This is a genomic window from Candidatus Izemoplasma sp. (assembly GCA_036172455.1).
Taxonomy (GTDB): domain Bacteria; phylum Bacillota_I; class Bacilli_A; order Izemoplasmatales; family Izemoplasmataceae; genus JAIPGF01.
The window spans coordinates 432331-457105 of sequence record JAXKVY010000001.1; the positions used below are offsets into that span (position 1 = coordinate 432331).

The 24775-nt window shown below is 35.8% G+C and carries 23 protein-coding genes and 1 other annotated feature; of the genes, 5 read left to right on the forward strand and 18 right to left on the reverse strand.

Features of this window, described 5'->3' with window-relative positions; translation table 11 throughout:
* Positions 1-67 precede the first annotated feature (67 nt).
* The 11 genes from UMR38_02040 to UMR38_02090 form a co-directional block, all read right to left on the reverse strand.
* Positions 68-3694, reverse strand: coding sequence for a lamin tail domain-containing protein (locus UMR38_02040; GenBank protein MEC9484639.1), 3627 nt, complete (start codon positions 3692-3694; stop codon positions 68-70).
* A 20-nt stretch (positions 3695-3714) separates the two neighbouring features.
* Positions 3715-5169, reverse strand: a complete 1455-nt coding sequence (locus UMR38_02045; GenBank protein MEC9484640.1) for an immunoglobulin-like domain-containing protein — start codon at positions 5167-5169, stop codon at positions 3715-3717.
* 22 nt (positions 5170-5191) lie between these two features.
* The gene (locus UMR38_02050) at positions 5192-6631 is read right to left on the reverse strand and encodes an extracellular solute-binding protein (GenBank protein MEC9484641.1); all 1440 of its coding nucleotides are present in this window, start codon (positions 6629-6631) and stop codon (positions 5192-5194) included.
* 29 nt (positions 6632-6660) lie between these two features.
* Positions 6661-7548, reverse strand: a complete 888-nt coding sequence (locus tag UMR38_02055; protein MEC9484642.1) for a carbohydrate ABC transporter permease — start codon at positions 7546-7548, stop codon at positions 6661-6663.
* Positions 7549-7560: 12 nt separating this feature from the next.
* Positions 7561-8478: a sugar ABC transporter permease gene (locus tag UMR38_02060; GenBank protein ID MEC9484643.1), complete on the reverse strand. Its 918-nt coding sequence runs from the start codon at positions 8476-8478 to the stop codon at positions 7561-7563.
* Positions 8478-9539 carry an ABC transporter ATP-binding protein gene (locus tag UMR38_02065; GenBank protein MEC9484644.1) on the reverse strand — a complete coding sequence of 354 codons (1062 nt, stop codon included), beginning with the start codon at positions 9537-9539 and terminating at the stop codon, positions 8478-8480. The genes UMR38_02060 and UMR38_02065 overlap by 1 nt, the downstream gene beginning before the upstream one ends.
* 164 nt (positions 9540-9703) lie before the next feature.
* Complete coding sequence (locus UMR38_02070) at positions 9704-9970, reverse strand: hypothetical protein (protein ID MEC9484645.1); 267 nt, start codon at positions 9968-9970, stop codon at positions 9704-9706.
* A 79-nt stretch (positions 9971-10049) separates the two neighbouring features.
* A complete protein-coding gene (gene recR, locus UMR38_02075; protein ID MEC9484646.1) occupies positions 10050-10649 on the reverse strand; it encodes a recombination mediator RecR in 600 nt (199 codons plus the stop codon).
* Positions 10650-10658: 9 nt separating this feature from the next.
* Positions 10659-10964 carry a YbaB/EbfC family nucleoid-associated protein gene (locus tag UMR38_02080; protein MEC9484647.1) on the reverse strand — a complete coding sequence of 102 codons (306 nt, stop codon included), beginning with the start codon at positions 10962-10964 and terminating at the stop codon, positions 10659-10661.
* A 4-nt stretch (positions 10965-10968) separates the two neighbouring features.
* The gene (dnaX, locus tag UMR38_02085) at positions 10969-12960 is read right to left on the reverse strand and encodes a DNA polymerase III subunit gamma/tau (GenBank protein ID MEC9484648.1); all 1992 of its coding nucleotides are present in this window, start codon (positions 12958-12960) and stop codon (positions 10969-10971) included.
* Positions 12961-13029: 69 nt separating this feature from the next.
* Positions 13030-13500, reverse strand: coding sequence for a hypothetical protein (locus UMR38_02090; GenBank protein MEC9484649.1), 471 nt, complete (start codon positions 13498-13500; stop codon positions 13030-13032).
* Between the two features lie 65 nt (positions 13501-13565).
* Here UMR38_02090 and mnmE point away from each other — a divergent pair, with 65 nt between their 5' ends.
* Complete coding sequence (gene mnmE, locus UMR38_02095; GenBank protein MEC9484650.1) at positions 13566-14915, forward strand: tRNA uridine-5-carboxymethylaminomethyl(34) synthesis GTPase MnmE; 1350 nt, start codon at positions 13566-13568, stop codon at positions 14913-14915.
* 1 nt (position 14916) lies between these two features.
* On the opposite strand, the gene UMR38_02100 is transcribed toward mnmE, so the two are convergent.
* On the reverse strand, positions 14917-15729 hold the full coding sequence (locus tag UMR38_02100) for an ATP-binding protein (protein ID MEC9484651.1): 813 nt from the start codon (positions 15727-15729) through the stop codon (positions 14917-14919).
* Between the two features lie 146 nt (positions 15730-15875).
* Here UMR38_02100 and UMR38_02105 point away from each other — a divergent pair, with 146 nt between their 5' ends.
* The 4 genes from UMR38_02105 to UMR38_02120 are packed head-to-tail and all read left to right on the forward strand — an operon-like array spanning position 15876 to position 18244.
* Entirely contained in the window at positions 15876-16259 is a 384-nt protein-coding gene (locus UMR38_02105) for a hypothetical protein (GenBank protein ID MEC9484652.1), read from the forward strand.
* Positions 16260-16261: 2 nt separating this feature from the next.
* A complete protein-coding gene (locus UMR38_02110) occupies positions 16262-16696 on the forward strand; it encodes an NfeD family protein (protein MEC9484653.1) in 435 nt (144 codons plus the stop codon).
* Positions 16696-17301, forward strand: coding sequence for an RDD family protein (locus tag UMR38_02115; GenBank protein MEC9484654.1), 606 nt, complete (start codon positions 16696-16698; stop codon positions 17299-17301). The genes UMR38_02110 and UMR38_02115 overlap by 1 nt, the downstream gene beginning before the upstream one ends.
* 31 nt (positions 17302-17332) lie before the next feature.
* Entirely contained in the window at positions 17333-18244 is a 912-nt protein-coding gene (locus tag UMR38_02120; protein ID MEC9484655.1) for an SPFH domain-containing protein, read from the forward strand.
* A 49-nt stretch (positions 18245-18293) separates the two neighbouring features.
* Here the strand turns inward: UMR38_02120 and UMR38_02125 are convergent, their stop codons facing one another.
* The 6 genes from UMR38_02125 to ispE form a co-directional block, all read right to left on the reverse strand.
* A complete protein-coding gene (locus UMR38_02125) occupies positions 18294-19439 on the reverse strand; it encodes a hypothetical protein (GenBank protein ID MEC9484656.1) in 1146 nt (381 codons plus the stop codon).
* 156 nt (positions 19440-19595) lie between these two features.
* Entirely contained in the window at positions 19596-20984 is a 1389-nt protein-coding gene (gene asnS, locus UMR38_02130) for an asparagine--tRNA ligase (protein ID MEC9484657.1), read from the reverse strand.
* 42 nt (positions 20985-21026) lie between these two features.
* Positions 21027-21227, reverse strand: a binding site (T-box leader).
* Between the two features lie 28 nt (positions 21228-21255).
* The gene (locus UMR38_02135; GenBank protein MEC9484658.1) at positions 21256-22419 is read right to left on the reverse strand and encodes a DNA recombination protein RmuC; all 1164 of its coding nucleotides are present in this window, start codon (positions 22417-22419) and stop codon (positions 21256-21258) included.
* Between the two features lie 58 nt (positions 22420-22477).
* Positions 22478-23461 (reverse strand): ribose-phosphate pyrophosphokinase, encoded by a 984-nt coding sequence (locus UMR38_02140; GenBank protein ID MEC9484659.1) that lies wholly within the window; start codon positions 23459-23461, stop codon positions 22478-22480.
* A 101-nt stretch (positions 23462-23562) separates the two neighbouring features.
* Positions 23563-23829 carry a septation regulator SpoVG gene (gene spoVG, locus UMR38_02145; GenBank protein ID MEC9484660.1) on the reverse strand — a complete coding sequence of 89 codons (267 nt, stop codon included), beginning with the start codon at positions 23827-23829 and terminating at the stop codon, positions 23563-23565.
* Positions 23830-23925: 96 nt separating this feature from the next.
* Positions 23926-24774, reverse strand: coding sequence for a 4-(cytidine 5'-diphospho)-2-C-methyl-D-erythritol kinase (gene ispE, locus UMR38_02150; protein ID MEC9484661.1), 849 nt, complete (start codon positions 24772-24774; stop codon positions 23926-23928).
* Position 24775 lies beyond the last annotated feature (1 nt).

Genomic DNA, 24775 nt, shown 5'->3' on the forward strand with positions numbered 1-24775 from the left:
CATAAAAGATATCAATTTAAACAAAAAAACACCACTTTTACAAGTGGTGTTTAAATGTGTGAATAAATTAATTTGTCGTGTGGCTTCCAATGTAATCGAATGTATCTTTGGCGTATGATGTCCATTCATTAATATCAAATGTTGTATTTCCCCAAAGAATACTAGGTTTTCTAACTAATGTGACATCTTCAGCAAAACTATCTCCGCCTGCATTAGCTTCTATACCAATTTGATCAATCACAACACCATTATTCAGTAATTGGATTGTATCATCTCCGTTGAAATGAACAACACTTGGGTAAGATAATTGAACATCACAATTAGTCTCTAGATTTGTACCAGCATCAATTTGATCGGTACAAATAACTAACACTTCACCTGATGCCAATGTGCCTGTTAAATTATAAGTATTTGATCCGCTACCATAGTTTTCCACAATACTAAAATTAGTTAGGTCTAATGAAGCACCTGTAGGATTATATAGTTCTAAAGCTTTATTATTGCCTCCACCTTCAATATATTCACTAATAAATAGATCAGGGGCATAAGCTGGCACTGTAACTGTTGATGTTATTGTAGTTGTTTGTCCCCCTACAACAACGGTAGCTGTTAAAGTCACAGTTGCATCTGAAGAGCCAAATGCAGGTCTTGTTACTGTTCCATCTGTTCCAATAACTGTTTCATCACTGCTTGCCCAAGAAATTGTTGCATCAAAATCTTCAAGAGCAGTAGGTAATATCATATCACTATATACTGTTTCACCATCAAAGTTTACTTTGTCTTCAACGACAAGTTGATTTTGTGCAGTAGTGAATTTTGGTGTAATTTCCCCAACTCTTACATCACCATAAACAGATTCTCCAGTCACCGTAAATTCAAATGTTAATACTTCATTCACGTCAAACGCATCAATATATGGAATTAATTCTCTATCAATAACAATTGGTGTCGTTCCATTTCCAGCAAACTCAGCATTTCCATGTGTATCATCTTTGGTAATAAGAGTTAAATCCATTTCAAATGTTTCACCGGAATAGTCTGAAATATTGGTTACTAAATCAGCAGGCGTAACACTTGTTTGAACCGTGATTGTGTTCCCTGTAGATACCGTTGTTTTTAAGGTAGGATTTGTTAAAACAGTTCCTAAGTGTTCAACAGAATCAATTGTTCCAACGACAGTAACTTTGTCACCAATATTGGCATCTAATGTACCATCAATGATTAGTCCTGTACCATCTGTATCTTGAATGATAGTAACTCCCGAGTTTCCAAATGCGCTAACTACACCTTCTACATACACAGTAGTTGGTGAACCATTTGTTGTATAAGCTGTTCTTGCTGCTGCGATTGTTGTTGGCATACTAGGTACATTCACTTCAAATGTACGTGCAGTAGTAGTGTAAGATCCGACAGTAACAGTAATTGTTAATGTAACGTCCGTTGCTGAACCAGTTGCTGGTGTAACAGTTCCGTCCGTTGCGATGACAGTTTCATCTGAACTTGTGAATGTATAAGTTTCATTGTAGTCTCGGTTGTCAAAGTCTAAGTCTGCATCTTCCATAACAGTATCAGGTACCACTAATGCATCTAAGATAGCCTCTGCTTTTTCTTCATCAGTTGGTGCCCAGTTAGCTGCATCTGTCTCTACAACCGTCACTACCGAACTTGATCCGTCTTGTTTGTATAATACGTTACCATCTTGGTATGGAACAACTGTTAATGTGATTACTTGTCCGTCGTATTGTACTAAATTAGATTGGTTTGAATAGTATGTTTCAATAACTGCGCCAGAAACACCATATAGATTAATATAATCTAATTCGTCACCATCGTAAATAGCTTCAACTTCAGCTGTAATTTCAACGGGTTGTCCTTTAGCTACAACGTTATTAGCAATACCTTCAACAGTACCATCTATTGTCGTTGGTAATGCCGCATCGCCAGCCGTAATTTCCCATGATACAGGATTTGCTTGGCTTAATCCGCTATAACTACCATAATATCCAATTAACTCTACAGTATCTCCTTCAGTAAGATCATCTGCGGATAAATCAGTATCACCAAAGGCAAATCCATATCCTGCATAAACAAACATATGGTCTGTTCCGTTCGTTAAGAAGAAACCGTAGAAATCAATGTATGAAACTGTCCCAGTAATTTCAAAGTATTCATCATCACTTAAGTTTAATGCTTCCCCAATAGTTAATGTTGGTGGCACAACTACCTCAACTGTTGCGGTTCCTGTCTCAGTACCTTTAGTAACAGTTGCGGTGAATGTCACGGTTACTTCAGTTGCTTTGTTTGCAACAAAGACACCTGCATCAGTAAATACTGATGTGTCGCTACTTGCCCAGTTTGAATATGTTGTTCCATTATTACCTGTTGTAGGTAAGGTAATGTCAGAAGTTGTTGCTTCTGGGATATTTGGTACATTGTTTGCGTCAGCTGTAACAGCTTCTGCATCAGTTAGAAGTACTTCAATATCATCTGCTGTACCATCGAATAAGACCATAACACCATCATCTGAGTGATCTGTATAATAGGTAACATCTAATATGATTTCTACACCAATTTTAGTTTCTAATATATCCATACTTGATCCTAAGCTTGCATAGTAGAATAATAATCTGTCTCCGTCTTCATCTTCTAAATAAAGATTGTCATATCCATCACTGTCAACGTCTTCAACAACGGTACCAGTAACAGTAAAGCGCATACCATGTACTAAAGGATCGCTTGAGTCAAGATTTAGTATTTCATCAATTGTTTTAACTGTTGCGGTTAAATCGTTTGTTCCATCACCAGCAGTAACAATTGATTCTTCTGAAATGTCACCTACTTGATACAGAGTATTGTATTTAGAATAAAGCCCTTCAACAAATACTTCATCACCAATATTAGGTAGCGGATCCAATTCTGTTCCATAAACAGCAAATGCATTTGTTCCATCAGTTAAGAAATACCCTCTAGAAAATACACTACTTACTGTTCCTTGGAAACTAACTGGATTACCTACTGTTTCTTCAATGATATTAGCAACAACTGTGTAGTGTGCAACAGCCATTTCTTCAGCAACAATAATTTCAAATTCTTTTGTCACTGATTCATCATTTAATGTGATAGTTGCCGTTAATGTAACAGCGGCATTTCCTTCACCTGATTCAGGGCGAGTAACTGTACCATCATTTGCAACAACGGTTGGTGTGTCAGATGCCCATGTAACTGTTGTACCATGTGCACCGGTTGCTGGCAATGTGATATCTGAAGATACAATACCAGTAACAGGTAACAATAAGGCTTCTTTTGCTAACATGACTTTATCTAAGTCAGTCATAGTATCAGAAGCTAATACGGTTACTTCGAATGTCTCGGTTAAGGTTTCTTCCCCTAACGATACATACGCTGTTAGTGTCACTTTTTGGTCCCCTTCATAATACATTGGGACAGTGACTGTACCATCATCAGCAATATAATCTGTATTGCTTGATTCCCACGAAATTTCAACATCGTTGACCTCAGTGGTTGGTAAAATTAAATCGTCGCTAGTTGTTTCTGGAATCGCAAGATTTGTAACTGCTTCGCTGATATCTTCTAAAATTTCTTGCGTTGTAGGCCCATCATCTGTTGGGTTACATGCAGATAATGTGACTGCACCCATAACAACTAACACAAATGTTAATAACTTTTTAAGCATTCGTTGTTTCCTCCTTTTTTTTAATTAAACTGTATGTCTTCTACATTTGTTAACATAATTTGATAATCACTCATATAACGGCTTAACGGTCCTGTGACTGTGATTGAATCTCCGACTGAGAATAAATCTTGTGTAATATCGGTAGGAGCATTTTCTGCCACACGGATATCCACTTTATTGCCATTTATATCTTCTGCGGTAATCGTAAAGGCCCCGTCGTTACCTTCATATATAGTTGTGATTGTTAAATCTTCCACTTGTAACAAACTTCCGATATGGTCATCTGTTATCTCTGGAATTGTCACGAGATTTGGTGATACCGTATTATCTCTACTGATTACTTGTGAGTAAGGATCTCGTGTTTGATAATTGGAAACTTGTACTGCTCCTGTATCTTCATCTGGATAATATGTGACTGTTACACCAGATATGAGAACTTCGTTCCCGACAGATAAGTCCGGTGCCCATGATCGATTATACACATAGACGCCAAAGTCCCCTTGTTGGATAAATGCCGCACCACCTAAGGTTCTTGATACAATTCCTTGAATAGCAACCTTGCGGCCATAATATAATTCTGAATTCGTCACAAGTTCTTCTATGGTAATTTGCACACCTTCTAAGCTGTAGTCATAATTAGGGTCTTCTTCTCCCCACACACGTCTACCACTAAACTGGACTCTTAAATTTACATCGAATATTAATTGGCCATAAAGTGTTTCTAAACTCCCTTTTGCTTTTGAATATGCTAACTCGACAAGTTCTAAATTGAGTAAGCGACCATCATACCATACCCATGACAGGTACCGTTCACCATAACTATCTAAGCGACCTGTATTTGGATCTGCTTGTAAAACAATCGTGTCAGCATTAGTTAATTTATCACATGTAAAATTGCTGGCTGCTTTTCCCCATGGTTCAAATTTTGCCGTTGATTCTGGGGTATCAATACCTAAGAATCGTGCTGAGAATGAGACACCATTTTCTTCAAATATAGCGGTGTCACCATCAACACAACGCACGAGAGATACTTCTCCTACACCATCTGGCAAAAAGTCTGAGTTCTCGTAGGAGAAGTCCATAGTCAGTGCATCTGTTTCATCCGTATTCAGTTCAATAACTTCAGGGACTTCGTCTGCGACCACAGTAAAATCATACGCTTTGGTTATTACAGTATCTCCTTTTTGTAATGTCAATAACAAGGTCACTTGTTGATTGCCTTGGACATATGTAGGGATTGTAACCTGGCCATTTTCATTAAGAAACTGTGGTTTATTGGAGTGCCAAGTTGCTGTCACGCCTTCTTCATCTATAGTAGGTAACGTTATATCTGAATTAATCTCCGTTTCTTCAAAAGTAATTGAAGAGCGTATATCATAAAGGACATCACTATCACTTGGTTGGTCTTGCACACATCCAACTAATGTTATGATTAGTAATAATAAAATATTCCCTAAAGCAATTTTCTTAAACATAAAATCTCACACTTTCTATTAATTAAGCTCCTAATTGACGGACCATATCGTCAATAACTTCTTGAGCACTATATCCACCGAATAATGCCTCCATCGCGACACCTGCTTGGAAACGAGCATCACTTGATGTCACAGCACCAGCAAATGCTGGGTCATACTCAAAGTATTCGTATTGCGCATAGGCTGCTTGTGCAGCTAATGATGAATAATATAAACTATCAGTTGGATCATCAATTTCTAAGAACGCTTGATAATCTGCTGATTGAACACCGCTATGACGAACTGGCAAGTATCCTGTTTCCATCGCCCATGCTGCTGTATTTTCAGCTTTTGTTAAATATTTAATTAATAACCAAGATGCTAGACGTTCAGCATCTGTTGTATTACTCATAATCGCAATATTTGGTCCTTGTTGTACTGCTGATTTATTGTCTAAGTCATATTGAGGGATCGGTAAGACACCAACATCAAATTCTCCACTTGGCGGTATGTTATAGTTAATTCCTGCAGTAGAACCGACACTCATACAGACATCTCCAGCGATAAAGTTATTTGATCCGTAACTTTCATTCCATGCCAATGGTAAGCTGAATGTATTATCTTCAAAACGTGTCTTAACATACTCTAGCATATCAATTGTGTTTGCGTTATCAACTAAGATTTCACCTTCTGAATTTGTATAGCCACCATCCCACATACGAACACTGTTAATAAAGAAGTTACTTGCCGAGTCAAAGTTTAATAAATATTGACACTCATCTGCAACATTAGATCCTGGCACATAATTTTCATTAACTAAAGTATCTGCCCATGTATCTAACATATCCCAAGTAATAATCTCATCTTGTGGTACTGTAATTCCTGCTGCTGCAAACTTATCCTTATTATAAACCATCATTTCTGTTGATTTTGAATAAGGGAATGAATACATATATCCTCCAGCATATTGTTTGTTTTCAGCTAAATATGATTCAATAAAGTCGTCTAAGTTTACACCATAGTTTTCATCATAAATGAAATCATCTAATGGAATAACAGCGTTTCCTTTTAAGTATCCAGCAACGTGATCTGGATATCCAACTACCATCGTAGGCGTATTTCCTGCCGTAATAGCATTTAATGTATTACTACGAATTGTATCATAGTCACCTTGTGAAATTGCTTCGACAGTAACATTTGGATAATCTGCTTCGAACTCATCAATGAATTCATTTAATAATGCTCCTTTACTTTCACCATATACATGCCAGAACGTTATAGTGATTGGCTCATCTGGTAAAGCATCTAAAACATTAATGATACCTGGCGCACCTTCAATTGCACCGCCACCTTCGTCCAAACAACTAACGTGGTTTGGATACTCGGCACAATCTACTTGATAAGGGTCATCTTCGATTTGAACACACCCTGTGAGTCCTAATGCGAAGACAGTAATAAGTAGTAAAGATAAAACTTTCTTCATTATTCTCCTCCTATAATTTTTATATATTTTTATCCTTTGATTCCACTTCGTGAAACACCACGCATAATGTATTTCTTAAGGAATAAGAATACGATTAAGAGTGGTAATGTTACGATAAGAGCTGCTGCCATTTGTTGACTGTAGTTAACTATACCAAAGAAATCTTGATAAGCTTCTCGGAGTCCATTGGTTACTAACGGATACGGTCCAGCAACTAATTTTGGCCAGATATAGGCACTCCATGTCCCCATGGCATTTAAAATAATAATCGTAATGATTGTTGGTGATGCGATTGGCACCATAATTTTCCATAGGTATTTCCAATCACTTGTTCCGTCTACCTTCGCAGCTAAATATAACTCATCTGGAATTTGTTTAAACGCTTGTCTTAAGAAGAACAAGTAAAATACACTTGTCATAAACGGCATTGTTAAGGCTAGCATTGCTTCGAGTTGAGTTTGCCCAACAGATTGATACCATCCTAAATTTGATACCGTAATATAATTGGTAATAACAAACATTTCACCTGGAATCATCATCGTAGAGATTAACGCAAGAAACAAAATGTCACGTCCCTTAAAGTTTAATCTCGCAAATGCAAATGCGGCAAAAATGGTTGTAAAAATTGTTCCAATCGTTGAAATAGCTGCAACCGCAACAGTTCTTAACATATATTCCCAATACGGGGCAGCCAACCAAGCTGAAGTATAGTTTTCAATTATCCGTAATTCTTTAAATCCAATAAATAAACTTGGCGGAACTTCTGTTCTTACTTGTTCAAAACTCTTAAATGAGGTTAATACCATCCAATAAAATGGAATTAAAACAAAGATGGCAAATCCAACTAAAAAGGTGTAAACAAAGACTTTAAAGATAATTGTACGGATACGTGTTCTATTCATTGTATTATTTTCCATATTAAGCGCCTCCTAGAAGTGTACCCGTCGTTTACTAATTTGCATCTGAACTAATGTGAAGATCATCGTGATGCTAAATAAGATGATTGACGCTGCCGCAGCTTCACTCATTTTACCTGTCGCATCCGCATGCGCTAAGGCATCATACACTAGTCCAACAATTGTAATCAACGAATCCTTTGATAACGTTCCTGGTGGCCGTAAAGTTTCACCAAACATACCAACAATAGTGCGATATGCTTTGAATGCGCCAATAAATGACGTTACGGTAATATAGAAAATCATTGGTGATAATAGTGGAATGGTAATTTTCGTTAAGACACGTCGACGTGGTGTTGCATCTACTCGTGCTGCATCATAATATTGTTTATCAATACTTTGTAGTCCACTAAGGAATACCATTATTTTAAAAGCTAGTCCACCCCATACTGTATAAACTAATAAGGCAAACATTGCGTTATTCCATGATGCATTTAGTCCAACCCAGTTAATAGGGTTGATGCCAAACCATCCAAGAATAGTGTTTAATAATCCATAATCCGCATGGAAAATGAATGCAAATGCCATCCCAATCGCAATCGCATTGGTTACATATGGTAAGAAGAATATCGTTTGAAATGCCCCCTGTAACTTTTTAACAGAGTTTAACGCAACACTGATTAAGAGTGCCACCATAACACTAATTGGCACACTGACAAATGTGATAACACTGGTATTTTTCATTGCAATCACAAAATCAGGATCTGTAATAACGTTCTTAAAGTTTCCAAATAGGGTATATCCTCTAGCACTTCTTAATAAAAACTCATAATCTTTTAAGAATGCTAGAAAGAATGCATTAAATAAAGGATAAAAGGTAAATACACTGAGCAACACCATTGCTGGTGCAAGGTAGAATAAGGCTTTTAAATTACTCTGTTTTTCGAGCATTATAGTCGTTCCCCGGTGTTTCTATTAAAAACGAACATCTTTTCTTCATCGATATTAAACTTAACTTTATCGCCAGGTTTAATTCGATGTCTTGCATCAACAATCACACGATAAGATTTGTCTTCATCTTCAAAGTTCTTGATAATTAGTGTTGTATCTCTACCTATTGTTTCTACCATATATACTTCTAACTCAAGTGCGCCTTTTGGATCAATATTAAATCCTTCAGGACGAATACCAACAACAACGTCTTGGTTTTTAGCCACCTTTCCACCAATTTTAGCTCCTTTTACAAAAACTTGATTGTTTTTGATTTGTCCTGGCATAATGTTAATTGGAGGTGTTCCTAAGAATTTTGCAGCAAATAAGTTGTATGGATCATCATAAACATCTTGCGGTTCCCCGACTTGTTGTTTGACACCAAAATCCATTAATACAATCTCATCACTGATACTCATTGCCTCTTCTTGATCATGGGTAACAAAAATGGTTGTAATCCCTGTTTCTCTTTGAATACGTTTAATTTCTTCACGAGTTGCTAGACGTAAGCGTGCATCTAAGTTACTTAATGGTTCATCTAATAGTAAAACACGTGGTTTTTTAACAAGTGCTCGCGCAATCGCAACACGTTGTTGTTGTCCACCTGATAGCTGTTTAGGTTTGCGGTCCATAAGTTCACCAATACCAACTAGATCAGCCATTTCTTGTGCACGTTGTAACGCTTCTTCCTTAGGTACTTTTATATTCTCTAACGGAAACATAATATTTTGGCGTACTGTCATATGCGGATAAAGCGCATAGTTTTGGAAAACAAGTCCAATACCACGGTCTTCTGGAGCCATTTCCGTTACATCTTCATCACCAAAATAAATACGGCCTTCATTCGGTGTTAATAACCCTGCAATCATATAAAGTGTGGTTGATTTACCACAACCACTTGGCCCTAATAACCCGATTAATTTTCCTGATGGAATAGTGATATCAAGTTTGTTAACGGCGACGGTTTCTGACTTATCCTTTGCCTGAAATATTTTCGTAATTTCCTTGAGTGTAATCTCCATTTTATCTCTCCTAAAATTATTTTCATTTTAACATTACATTATACAACAAAATCAGTTGATTTAAAACAGTATTTTCGAAAATAAATTAATATGAAAGTTTGGTTAATTTTTGTTTGGGCTTTATAAAAATGAAAAAGAGACAAATGTCGATTGTCTCTTTTCTTTTATCCTATTATTGAATCTAGAAAACCTTGGTTATACATAACCCATAATCCAAACAGTACAGCTACAACGATAATAAGCTTTGATAATTTTTTAATTAATTCAAAGGTTCCTAAAATAACGATGATTACGAGTGCTAGTGCACCTACAAGCTGTTCAATTGCACTAAGCGCCATAACAAAATCATACCCTTGAGTAATATATCCCTCAATATTTAGCGAATCTAAAATCGGTTGTAAAAAACTTGGAACTTCAATTAATAAGTTCAATTCTATCCACCTCTTCTTTTTCTCTATAAATCCATTATAACAAAAAGAATGTGTATATCTTATGAATTTTGTTATTTTTTTATAATTTTCTTCTTCCTTCGATAGCTTTCATGATGGTAATCTCATCGGCATACTCAATATTTCCCCCTGCAGGTATACCATGTGCAATGCGCGTTACTAGTAAATCTGTATCATCTAATAGCCGCGAAATATAGCGTGCCGTAGTCTCTCCTTCATTATCGAGATTGGTTGCGATAATCAACTCTTTCACGGTACCATCTTTACATCGATTAAGTAATTCTTTTAAATTGATATCTTCTGGGCCTACTCCTTCACTTGGAGAAATGACACCATTTAAAACATGGTATAGCCCCTCATATTGATTGGCTTTTTCCATAGCAATAATATCTTTTGCTTCTTCAACAACAATAATTTGAGTACGATTCCGGCTCTCATCCGTGCAAATTGGGCAAGGATCGACATCGGTGATATTCCCACAAACTGAGCAATGAATTATTTCTTCTTTAATAGCAAGGTATGCCGTAACGATATTATCTATATCCTCATTGGTTAATTGATTAACGGTATGAAGGGCATAGCGTTCAGCCGTTTTTTTTCCTATACCAGGATATTTCCGTAAGTTTTCTATTAATAAATCAATCGCTTTTGGGTACTTCATGATTATTCCCTAAAACATTCCTGGGAGTCCACCACCGGTAAATTCAGACATAACACTTTCTGTCTCATCATCAATTTTTTTCATACAATCATTCACTGCGGCAATAATGGTATCTTGTAATAAGTCTAAGTCTTCTGCATCTTCAATAGCATCAGGTTCAATCGTAATGTTGCGCATTTGTTTGTCACCTGTAAATTCAACAGTTACCATTTTCCCACCGGCAGACCCGTAAAATGTTGATGCCTCTAACTCTTTTTGTGCTTTAACCATATCTTTTTGCATCTTTTGTAATTTTTTAATCATTCCTGGATTCATTGTATTAATCTCCTCTCTTTACTTTAACTTTATCTTTACCATACAACTCACTCGCCTCTTTAACACCCTCATGCATCATCACGTTTTGAGGTTGTTTTCTTGTTGGCATTTCCTTTAGCTTAGGATGTTCTATGGGTGATAGCTTAATATAGTCATCAGGGTTTTGTTTCCACTTTTTAATAAATTCTTGACTCTTTTCTTCCCATACCTTTTTAGGTAACGCAAGGTAATCTAAGTCTTTACTAAAATAATCTGATAACATGTCACTTATTTTTTCTTTAATGTCGGGTTTCATCATCCGATTACACAGTGATGCGTTGGCATACTCTATAATCAATAATTTACCATTTGTCGCTACAATACGGCCGTCTGTAATCCATTTCGCTAGTGACATTGTTTCAGGGGTTGCCGTTCGTTCAATATCAAACCACCGTTTGTTCATGGCAATTTTCTCTTCGCGGTTTCCATTGTTAAGCACTTGTTCAACATAACGGATATCATAAGTTTGATATGGCTCTGAGTTAGTTTCCTCATTATCATCTTCTACAGTATCTTGAGATATCTCTTGCGCTCTTGTGTCTTGTTTGTTATTTGTATCTTTAGATGTCTCATTAAATAATGATGGTAACGATTTCTCTATTTCTTTATCACTTTCATTAAATAATGTGTCTTGAGATTGATTGTCTTTAGTATCTACATCTGTTGCGGTTGTTTCAGTTCTAGATTCAACTGAATCTTCATCCTCTTGAGACTCAATAACAGACTCTAGTGAGACAGAGTCACCTTCTTCAGTGTCTTGTGTCTTAGTTTCAGAAACGACACTCTGAACCTGTTGTATGTTGAGTCGATCTTTTAAATCATTGATTTGTAATGATAATGCATCTAGTTCATCCTGAAAATGAATTTCTTGTTTTTCAATCTTATCAACCATTTTTATGAGTGCAAGTTCCATATATAACCGCGCATTGTTCGACCACTTCATATCATTCTGGGTTTTATTAAGAACTTCAATATAATAAAAAATTAAATTATTACTTAATGCCTTGGTTAAATCAACGAATGTCTCATTACTGAAGATAAGTTGGCTCTCTTGATCTACTTGTGTGTTTTTAAAGATCAACATATCGCGGTAAAACATAATCATATTGTCTACTAAACGTTTTGATTCCTTCCCGTTGTCAATGAGTGCATCCAATATTTTAATTGCCTTAACACTATCGTTCTCATATATAGCTAACGCAATATCTAAAAGTCGTTCATTAGATACAGTTCCTCTAATGGTGTGGACATCTTCAATCGTTACTTTATGATCAGCATAGGACACTACCTGATCAAGTAAACTAATGGCATCTCTCATACCACCTTCAGCACTTTCTGCGATAACTTTAATTGCTTGTTTACTAATATCAACATCTTCTTCTTCAATGATGGTATTTAAGCGCTCAATCATTTCAGGGACACTGACACCTCTAAAATCGAACCGTTGACAACGTGAATGAATTGTCGCAGGTATTTTATGTGGTTCTGTTGTGGCTAAAATGAAGATAACATGTTTTGGGGGTTCCTCTAACGTCTTTAATAGTGCATTAAAGGCTCCTGTACTAAGCATATGTACCTCATCGATGATATAGACTTTATAACGCCCTACACCCGGAAGGTATTTTACTTTATCACGAATTTCACGGATTTCATCGACACCATTATTACTGGCCGCATCGATCTCAATAACATCGTTAATTGTGTTATTGTCAATACCGTTACATATTTCACAGTCATTACATGGATTTTCAACTGGAGCATGTTCACAATTTACTGCCTTAGCAATAATTTTAGCAATTGAGGTTTTCCCCGTTCCTCTAGGTCCACTAAAAAGATACGCGTGAGCGAGTTTATTATTTTTTAATGCGTTTTTAAATGTTCTTGTGATATGTTCTTGCCCAGCGATTTCACTAAAATCTGCAGGACGATAGGTACGATATAGTGCTTTATATGCCATATCTACCACTCCTTTTCCTAATCTCCATTATAAAACAAAAAGACTATATTTAATAGTCTTTTGAAGAAATTACATCATTTTTTTAACTTCACCAATAATGATATCCATAGCCTTTGCTTCGTTTGTATCTTTTCTGAATTTCTTGTCTAAAAAAACAAAGTTTATTTCTTCCGTTTCACCATATTCGACAATATGATACGCATGGTGTAACGCTTTTTGGAATTTTTCATTTTCACGTAAACGACGAAAATCTTCTAATGATAAATCAAGTTCTTCATCTACAGCATCTGTGCATCGTTTCGCAAATGCTTTAAAGGCATCAGCTTGCTTCTTTTCCTTTGGTGGAAAAATCTTATCAAACAGTCGATCAAACACATACATAAATAGGATAAATACAACAGGGATATATGCTGCGCCTAACATTAGTGTCCAATCAATAGCCCCAGCTTGGAATGATAAAAATCCAACATATCCCAAGTAAACTACTAGTGCAATCATGTACATTCTAACATAGTATTTAAAATCTCGTTTCGTTCTCATAAAATCACCCAATCGTATTATACACTAAAATGCTAAATTATGATATAATAAATATGGTGATTTTTATGAATAATGAAACAATAGCTGCGATATCTACTGCGATTGGCGAAAGTGCTATAAGCATTGTCAGATTAAGTGGTGATAATGCCATATCTATCGTAAACAAGGTCTTTAAAGGCGCAGACTTAACCTGTGTAAAAAGCCGTACCATCCATTATGGCCATCTTGTTGATAATGATCAAACCCTTGATGAAGTAATGGTCTCCGTTTTTAGAGGACCTAAATCTTTCACCACAGAAGATGTTGTTGAGATTAACTGTCACGGTGGTATGTTTGTTGCTTCAAAAGTCCTTGAACTAATGTTGAAAAAAGGTGCCCGGCCTGCCACACCCGGTGAGTTTACAATGCGTGCATTTTTACATGGTAGAATCGATTTAACCCAGGCTGAAGCGGTCATGGACGTCATTCATGCAAACTCAAATATGTCACTTACATTGGCGAATAAAGGATTAGATGGTGTTGTCTATAACTTAGTCCAATCATTACGTAAAGACTTACTTCACATTATTGCTCAAATTGAAGTTAATATAGATTATCCCGAATATGATGAGGTTGAACAATTGACGCAAGAAGAAATCAAACCGCGTGTTAATACACTCATTAAACGCTTTACAGATATTTTAGATCGTGCAGAAGTTGGTAAAATAATTCGTGAAGGTATCGATACAGCGATTATAGGAAGGCCCAATGTTGGTAAATCGAGTATTTTAAATGCCTTACTACGTGAAGAAAAAGCAATTGTAACAGAGATTCAAGGGACAACACGTGACATTGTTGAAGGGACCTTAAATATTGGGGGCATTATGCTTAACTTAATTGATACGGCTGGCATTCGTGAATCAAGTGATCGTATTGAAAGTATCGGTATTCAAAAAGCCAAAGAAGTCATTCAAAAAGCACAACTGATTTTATTTGTTTTAGACAATAATCAGCCCCTAACAGAAGATGACAAGCAATTACTCGCTTTAACTGACAACAAGAAACGCATTATCATTATAAATAAAGTTGATTTAGATAAAGCACTGCATCATGAATTTGAGCAAACTGTCGAAATGAGCGCCTTAAACAAACAAGGTCTTGAAGACCTTGAAAATACCATCAAGGATATGTTTGTTCACGGCGCGATTAAACAAGACTATTCTCAAGTGGTATCAAACGCACGTCATATTGCATTGATTAAGTCCGCAAAAAAAGCGCTTCAAGATGCGTCTCAATCAATCGAAGACGGCATGGCTGTAGATATGATTGAAATAGATCTTAAAGACGCTTGGAATATTTTAGGTGAAATAATTGGAGAAACATCCTCAACAGCATTATTAGATGAACTTTTTAGTAATTTTTGTTTAGGTAAATAATTTAGTCTTCCCAATCATCATAATAGCTGTGAACATCTCCATCTTGTTTCCATCGAACAATACTATCAAGATTAACATTTTCCGCCGCTCGGAAAATGTTTTTATCTATATCACTAAATTGCTTTTTAAGTTCTTTAATAAGTTTTTTTGTTGTTGCTCGTTTACTTGTAATATCACATGTAGCTAGTTCACATCCACAGCCCATTGTTTCAATATTATTTGCCTTCATAATACGAACAATATCTTTTTCATGAACTAAATAAAGAGGACGAATTAACTCAATGTCTTCAAAATTTTCACTTTTTACTTTAGGCAACATTGTTTTAAAACTACCTGCATAAAAGATGTTCATCAGCGTTGTCTCAATAACATCATCGAAATGATGCCCTAAAGCTAATTTATTACAGCCCAGTTCTTTCGCAAAATTATATAAAAATCCCCGTCTCATGCGAGCGCACAGATAGCATGGTTTTCCCTTCGCATGTTTTCTTAAAATATCAAATGTATGAGATTCTCTAATATTTATTGGTATATCTAATTTTTCGGCATTTTCTTTTAATAATTCTAAATTAATGTCATTGAATCCTGGATTCATCGTAATAAAAACCAGTTCAAAATCGAGTTCAGGATGTCGTTTTAGTTCTTGGAAAAGTTTAGCCATAATTAAACTGTCTTTTCCTCCCGATATCGTCACGCCAATTTTATCGCCATTACTGACTAAACTATATTTTTTTATCCCTTTGAGAAAAGGGCCCCATAAGTCTTTTTTATAGGTTGTGATAAGGTCTCTTTCAAATGGTGTATGTGGTTTCATATCTATCACCTCAATTAGTACGGTGTTTAGTATACTATACTTAATGATAAATAAAAAATAATTAAAAATAATTTTCTTGAAGTTTTAGGGAACTAGGAGTATAATATGTGTATATCTTATAAAAATATATAGATGGAGGTGTTTTTATGTCATTTGTTTGGGCTTCTAAGAAACCTAAAGATGGTATTGCGACGATTTACGAATCAAATATAACATTAAATAAAGCGGCAAGCTCACATTTTGAACATGCCTATAATGTTTTACTCGGTCTTGATGAAGATAGCAAAAAAGTTGCAATTAAACCTGTCTCAAAAGAAGAGTTTGATATTGGGGCTATTCCTGAAGAAAAAAGACATAAAATAACAGTGAAACCGAGTTATGCTCGTGTTTGTAATAAAAAATTTATCGGTGAACTAGCTGATGTAGCAAAGATTGATCTTGAAAATGGCCATTCCTTTAAGTTTAAAGCCTTTTGGGATAAAAGCCAATCCTTATTAGTCATAGATTTAAATAAACCGGAGGTGTCTTAATCATGGATATGGAGTTAATGATAATTTTATGGTTTGTGGTTATTATAGTTGCTGCCCTTATTGAAATGAATACAATGGATTTAAGTAGTATTTGGTTTAGTGTTGGGGCATTAATCGCATTTATTCTATCACTTGTTGGGTTACAACCCGTCGCACAGATTATTGTTTTTGTCGTTATATCGGTTGTCTTATTGATAAGTTTACGACCAATTGCCAAAAACTATTTTAAAACCAATGTCATCAGTACCAACTCAGACAGGCTAGTTGGAAAAGTGGCAGTATGTACAAAGGAAATTAAAGCAGGAGATCGCGGTGAAGTTAAAATTGACGGTAAGTTTTGGCTTGCTGTTACATCAGGAGATGAAGACATTCAAGTTAATGACAAAGTGCAAGTCCTTGCAATAGAAGGCGTTAAATTGATTGTCGATAAGATTTAATGAAAGTTGGTTTATTTCGTCGTGCCACATCGTTTATTTTTGATGCCCTTCCTATCGTTCTAATCGTATCAATTGCCTATACAACCTTTATTGGGGATATGTTAAAAACCGAGGACTATGATGCATTAATGGAAGAATATAATGCGTATAATGATCAATATTATGAAGCTATAAAACCCTACCAAGAGCAACTTGATAATGGTGAAATCACACAAAATGAGTATTTGGATTTAGTTGAAGATGATTATAATACTTTAATTGATAATACCGTTGAACATCGTGAAGCACTCATTTTTTACATCATTCGCTCATTCGCATTTCATTTCTTTGCGTTCACGGCCTTATATTATGCGTATAGTGTCTTGCTAAAGGGGCGTACATATGGACGTCGTTTACTAAAAATAGAGCTTGGAGGACGGATCAATTGGTGGACATTACTGATTAGAGAAGTCATATACAAAATGTTTTTCTGGTTACTTACATTGTTCGTGTTAGGCATCGGCATCGATATTGCCACAATTGTTTTTGGGCAACGAAAGCGAACCTTACGCGACAGAATTTCACATACATATGTAAAGTTTGAAGGTGTTGATTATCCATTTTAACGGATAAAACAAAAAAAGGAGGAAACATATAATGCCTACTACATTAATTATTTTAGTTATTATCATTGTCTTAGCTTTAGTATTAATTTCACAAGCCTTTGTGATTGTACAGCAATCAAATCGTTATGTTGTAGAACGCTTAGGTGGGTACCACGTATCTCTAGATGTTGGACTACACTTTATTGTGCCGTTTATCGATCGGGTAAAACAAAAAGTATCATTAAAAGAACAAGTTGTTGATTTTCCACCACAACCTGTTATCACCAAAGATAACGTTACGATGCAAATTGATACGGTTGTATTCTATATGGTTACAGACGCTAAATTATTCACATACGGTGTTGATTTTCCATTAAAAGCCATTGAAAACTTAACGGCTACAACACTACGTAACATCATTGGTGAACTTGAGTTAGATGAATCTTTAACGTCTCGTGACTTAATTAACGAAAAGATGCGCGTTATCTTAGATGAAGCAACTGACCCATGGGGAATTAAAATTAACCGTGTCGAAGTTAAAAACATCATTCCGCCTAAAGACATTCGTGAGGCAATGGAAAAACAAATGCGTGCTGAGCGTGAACGTCGTCAAGCAATCTTAATAGCTGAAGGGAATAAACGCTCTGCGATATTAACTGCTGAAGGTGAAAAGGAAGCACAAATCTTACGTGCAGACGCAGAAAAAGAAAAACAAATCCGTGAAGCTGCCGGGAAAGCAAAAGCAATCATTGAAGTACAAACCGCAACAGCAAAAGGTATTGAGATGATTAAAAAAGCTGGTGCTGATGAAGCATTCTTACGCTTAGAAGCTTACAAAGCTATGGTTGATGTTGCCAATGGACAAGCAACTAAACTTGTTATCCCATCAGAACTACAGGGTATGGTTGGTCTCGCATCAACATTATCAGAAGCTGTTAAAAAAGATCCTGAAACATCAAAATAATTTCTCCATAAGAAAACGCCTACTTTCATCAGTAGGCGTTTTTAATTGCTTAAAATAATGAAACAAGAATAAATAAGTAATTGGCCACTATCCCACTAACAAGTCCTCCTATTGTATGAGATAAAATAGCTTTAGTGGTTAAAGCCCTTGAATTTAACGCGTCCATCATCCCTACATGAGTTGATAGATAGCCACTCCATGTTGTCCCAATTGCGGTGAAGACCGCGATATCCTTCACATCAATATAGCCTTGAATAAAGAATTCATCTACAAATCCAATGGCGGCTCCTGCACTTCCTAATGAGGTTAATGGGAAGGCAATTGCTTCCGGTGAATCAAAGCCAAATAATGGTCTAAAAATAAACATTAAGTGTTTCCCTATTGCTGGTAAATACCCAACGCCCTCAAGTGCTGCGCCAGTATATCCTGAAACTGGTGATTGATTTGTGATGATAATAATCAATGTTGATATAATCAGTATCCCTGGAATGATTTGAATACCTATATCAACACCATTTTTACCTCCATCAAGCGCACTTTCTAATAAGCGATTAACAGCATTCCCTTCTCTAACTTCCCGTAACAATCCATCACCTGTTGCTTTTTTAATGGGGTCGTCATCTTTATGTATATGATAATGTTTCATCGCATAATAGGCTAATAACCGAACACTGACAATACTTCCGATAATTGCTGCTATCACACCAACACCAGTTGCTAAGAAGAAATTCCCTTCGTATTTTTGTCCCAAAGACATGAAGGTTATCGCAATAACAAGACCCATACCAAAACTGGTCCCTAAGTTACATAAAACAGGAATTTGATAGTCTTTAAATTGTTTTCTAAACTCGCGTTCTTTATAAAGACTTATAACTGCTGGATTGTCTGAAAGATACGCACTTAATGCCCCTATCCCAGCAACCCCAGGTAAACGATAAATAAACCGAACAATAGGTCTTAACAGTTTATTAAACAAGGCGATAATGCCAAATTCACTAAACACGCCAGCCATTGCACCAGTTAATACAGCAACTCCCATAATCCAAAAAGCTACATTGATAAGTAGGTAGTACCCTGTTTGAATTAACGTGCTTAAAAAATTAGCAACCCCCATCTCCAAAGAAAATACGACAAATACAAGTATAAATATACTCAACACAACATATGTTTCTCGTGTAACACTTTCTTTTTTCATATTCGATCACCTCAAAAAAGTCTTTACTCACAATCTCGATTATAGCTACCTAAAAGGTAAAAATCAATGAAAAAATTAAAATAATTATAGCGCTTACATTTTTGATCAAAAACCCCCTCAACCACGTTATAGTGATTGAGGGGGTTTAACATATTCTTAAAATTCACAATTCCGTGGTGTACGTGGAAATGGAATCACATCTCTAATATTTTCAACACCTGTCATATACATGAGCATACGGTCAAACCCTAGCCCAAAGCCAGCGTGTTTACATCCACCATAACGGCGAAGATCTAAATACCATTCAAGTTCTTCTTTGGGGATATTGAGTTCATCCATACGCGATTCTAACTTGTCTAGCCTTTCTTCACGTTGGCTTCCGCCAATAAGCTCTCCAGCGCCTGGCACGAGTAAATCCATTGCGGCAACTGTTTCATTATCATCATTCATTCTCATATAGAAAGCTTTGATATCTTTAGGCCAATCAGTGACAAAGACTGGTCCATCGAAGTGTTTAACGAGATACTTCTCGTGTTCAGTAGCCAAATCTGCGCCATATTCTGATTGATTTTCGAATGATACCTTTGCTTTTTTAAGGATATCAATTGCCTCTTTATGGGTTACACGATCAAACGTTGAATTTAATAGCTTATCAAGTTTCTTTAATAAGCCTTTTTGAACGAATTTATCAAAAAATGCCATTTCTTCGGGTGCTTTATCTAATACATATTGGATGATGTATTTAACAAACTCCTCTGCAAGTAACATATCATCTTCTAAATCCGCAAAGGCAATCTCAGGTTCAATCATCCAAAATTCACTAGCGTGTGTTGTTGTGTTGGATTTTTCAGCTCTAAAGGTTGGTCCAAACGTATATACATTACGGAAAGCTAAGGCAAAGGCTTCTGCCTCTAATTGGCCTGATACTGTAAGATTAGTCTTCTTTTGGAAGAAGTCTTGGCCATGATCAACTAGGCCATCAGTGGCTTTTGGTGAGTTATTTAAATCAAACGTTGTGACTGTAAAGGTTTCTCCGGCACCTTCGGCATCACTCGCAGTAATAATAGGTGCAGCGAGATAAATAAAATCACGTTCTTGATAAAACGAATGGACAGCATGTGATAGTAAACTCCGGACTCTAAAGACTGCAGTAAACAGGTTTGTTCTTGGTCTTAAATGTGCATTCTCTCGTAAGAACTCTCGTGTATGGCGTTTGGGTTGTATTGGATAATCTTCTTGTGAATCACCTAATAATTCAACATCTCTTGCCTTAATTTCAAACGGTTGTTTACGGTTTGGTGTCAGCACAATGATTCCTTTTGCACGTATTGCGCTTCCCACACGATATTTTTGAACCTCTTTAAAGTTATCTAAAAAGGCATTTTCATAAACGACTTGAATAGTGACAAAAAACGTCCCATCATTTACGTTTAAAAATCCAAACTCTTTTTGTGCACGATTATTTCGTACCCACCCATAGAGTTCTATTTCTTTGTTTTCTAACGATTGATATTGTTTAAATAATTGACGTACAGTGTATATCATTGTGTTTCCTCCTTTTCATATAAAAACGTCCTTAAACAACTGTCTAAGGACGAAATAATTTCCGCGGTACCACCTTAATTCTACTATAAGCACTCACACTCTTTAACGCAGAGGTACGGATAGGTCTACTTATTTCTTCTATCACTCACGGTGTTATTCTATTATACGCTATGATCTAGCTTGCACCATCCTAGACTCGCTCAACACGCTTGTATAATATACTTCTCCGATCAACGTTTATAGTTTAATACTAACAAACTTTTTATATTTGTCAATCATTGTCACTATCTATTTTTTGATTGGTCTCTATATTGACATTGGATATGGCACTAAATTTCTTACCAATTTTATTCGATGTGATATGAATATTTTTCACATCTTTGTTTACGGTATCAATTGTTCTCGATAGTTTATCCCATCGCTCTTGGTAGCGTTTAAACTCATCGCCTAATTTAATCAACTCTTCTTGGATAACTTTAGCGTGTTTATCCCGTTCAGCGTTTCTCAACATCATTTGAACGGTCGTAAGCAAACTCATCAAGGTTGTTGGAGACGCAATCCATACACGTTTACGTTGGGCATAGTCGACTAAATCTTGGTGATAGGCATTAATTTCAGCAAAGATTGCTTCAGCGGGAACGAACAAAATCGCTTGTTCACTTGTTTCTGTTGGGATAATATATTTTGTAGCTATATCATCAATATGTTTCTTAACATCTTTTTTAAAGCCCCTTGTAGCCAATTCTTTAGCTCGATTACTAGCATCTTTATCTACCATACGTTGATAATTTTCAAGTGGAAACTTAGAATCAATCGCTAAATTCCCCATTTGTTCTGGTAAATGGATTAACGCATCCACTTTTTTTCCATTAGATAATGTGACTTGCGTATCAAATACTTTTGTATTCTTTTCACCAAAGATTGATTCTAAAATATGATTCAACTGTACCTCACCAAACGTTCCCCGTGTTTTTTTATCTGTTAGGATATTTTGTAAAGAAACCACTTCAGTAGAAAGTTTATCAATATTTTTTTGCGCTTCATCTATTTTACTTAGACGCTCTACGATATTGGTAAATGTTTTGTTGGTTTTTTCAAACCCTTCACTTAACCGTATTTCCACTTTTTTATTAATGTTATCCATCTTATTTTCTATTTGATCATTTAGACGGTTAAAGCGTTTGGTAATGTCTTCCGTTAGCCCTTCTTTAAATGTATTTAAGTCTTTGATATTTTCTTTAGAACTCTTGCCAATCGAATTAGCGAGTTCGACCTTTATCTCACCGTTCTCACGAATAATCTTATTTAATAATATGTTGTTTTGATCTTTAATTGTACTCGTCACATCTTGTTGTGTGTTTTTCGTTATCATTAAAATAGCGAGTGCTAATAAAATAATGGTAATTATCAATAATCCTAGTATTATATAGTCCACATTCCTCACCTCCTGTTTATTATACCATACTCAAAAAAAAATAGTAGAACAATGTCTACTATTCTTCATCGACTGTAATATATTTTTCATACTCGAATAAACTACTTAATGGTTTATTATGAATAATATTTAATACTCCTTGTGCAAACATATCTCCTACCGATAATTGTACAATTTTATCCACTTTTTTATGAGGTTCTAATTTAATTGTGTTTGTACATACAACTTCTTTCAAACCAGAGTTTTGAATACGTTCAATTGCTGGTCCACTTAATAATGGGTGTGTGCAAGCAGCATAAACTTCTTTTGCGCCTAACTCAAGAATTGCATCTGCGGCACCTGAAATCGTCCCTGCGGTATCAATAATGTCATCGATAATAATTGCAACCTTATCTTTAACGTCTCCAACAACACCCATAACTTCACTGACATTTGGTGCTGGACGTCTTTTATCAATGATTGCGACACCGGTATTCATAATATCGGCCATTTTTCGCGCACGTACTGCGCCTCCATGATCTGGTGCGACAATTACAATGTCATCCTTGAACTCTTTTTTCAAGAAATAATCGACGATAATTGGCATTGCTCTAAAGTTATCAATGGGGATATCAAAGAATCCCTGAATTTGTCCTGCGTGTAAATCCATTGCCAGAACACGTGTTGCCCCAGCCGTTTCTAATAAGTTAGCAACAAGTTTTGCTGAGATGGGTTGACGCGATTTTGATTTTCTATCTTGACGTGAGTATCCATAATAAGGTGTGATAACGTTAATATTCTTGGCACTTGCACGCTTCATCGCATCAATGGTAATCAGTAACTCCATAATGTTTTCGTTAACTGGATAGTGTGTAGGTTGCACTAAGAAGACATGGTGCCCTCTTACTGTTTCCTCTAAGTTTACGCCAATTTCTCCGTCAGCAAAACGGTCTAATTGTATCTTACTAAGAGGGATATGAGTCTTTTTAGAAATTTCTTCTGCTAATTCACGATTAGCACTTAAACTAAATAATTTTACTTTGTGGCCATCAATCGTTGCCATTCAAGAACCTCCATTATATTTATTCCATTTTTACTATAACAAAAAATCAGCCAAAAATAAAATGTAACTTTAAAAAAAGTTACATTTAATTCTTGTTTCAATTACGCTTCTTCATCATCAATTTGATTATAGGCATCAATTACAACAGCTTCGATTCGATTGCGCGTTTCCTGGTTGATAGGATGCGCGACATCCTTGAACTCTCCGTTCGGCATTTTTCGGCTTGGCATTGCTACAAAAAGGCCAGCTTTCCCATCGATTATGCGTAATTCATGAACTACAAAACAATCATCAAATGTTATGGCCGCAATCGCTTTTAAACGACTTTGTCCGTTGAACTTTTTGACTCTAACATCTGTAATTTCCATTTCTCCACCTCACACTTGTCTTTTGTCTACATCCTAGTATAATTATATCACATGTCATAAGGCGTTGCAATTTATTTTTAGCGGTATAGCGCGCCGCTATTTGATTTTAGTTATAATTGTCTGATATTTATCTCTATATACTTTCTCAATATCTGTTAGTTTGTGATAATCTTTTGTCAAAATGTAAATCGTTGATCCTGATCCACTCATTAACACACCTTCAACTTTCCACTTCTCAATTTGTGTCTTTAAATCCTTTAGTTTAGGGACTAAATCAAACGCAGAAATTTCTAGTGCATTGTACAGTTCTTGCGTTAATAGATCAAAATTTCTATTGTATACTGCTTCAGTCATTCGGGTCATCTTCTTCGTTGGCAATTCCTCTATCTTTACGTTAGCATAAACCTCTTTTGTGCTCATGTGTATATTAGGATAGATAAGCAATATCTTATAATTGAGTTTATTATTTAAAAATACGAGTTCATCACCAACACCTCTTGCGATACAAATTTTATTATATATGCAATAAGGAATATCCGCACCAAATGATTTACCTAATTGTGCTAATTCATCTAGGGAGAGGTTCAGTTTCCAAAGCTTATTTAACCCTCTCAATGTTGCGGCAGCATCAGCACTCCCGCCACCAAGGCCTGCGCCTATCGGGATATTTTTTTCTAACTCAATAGAGACACCTTCTTTTATAAGATATTGCTCTTGTAAATACTTCGCAATACGGTAGACAAGATTATCTTTAATATTACCTGTAATAGTTTTTGATGTGGTGAGTTCTATTAAGTCATCTTTACGTTTTTTAAATGTAAGTGTATCGTGCAATGCTAAAGGGGCTATTACCATTTCTAAATTGTGATAACCGTTTTCTAGTTTACCTAAAACATCTAAATATAAATTAACTTTTGCATAGGCTTTTTCTTTAATTGTTCTCACC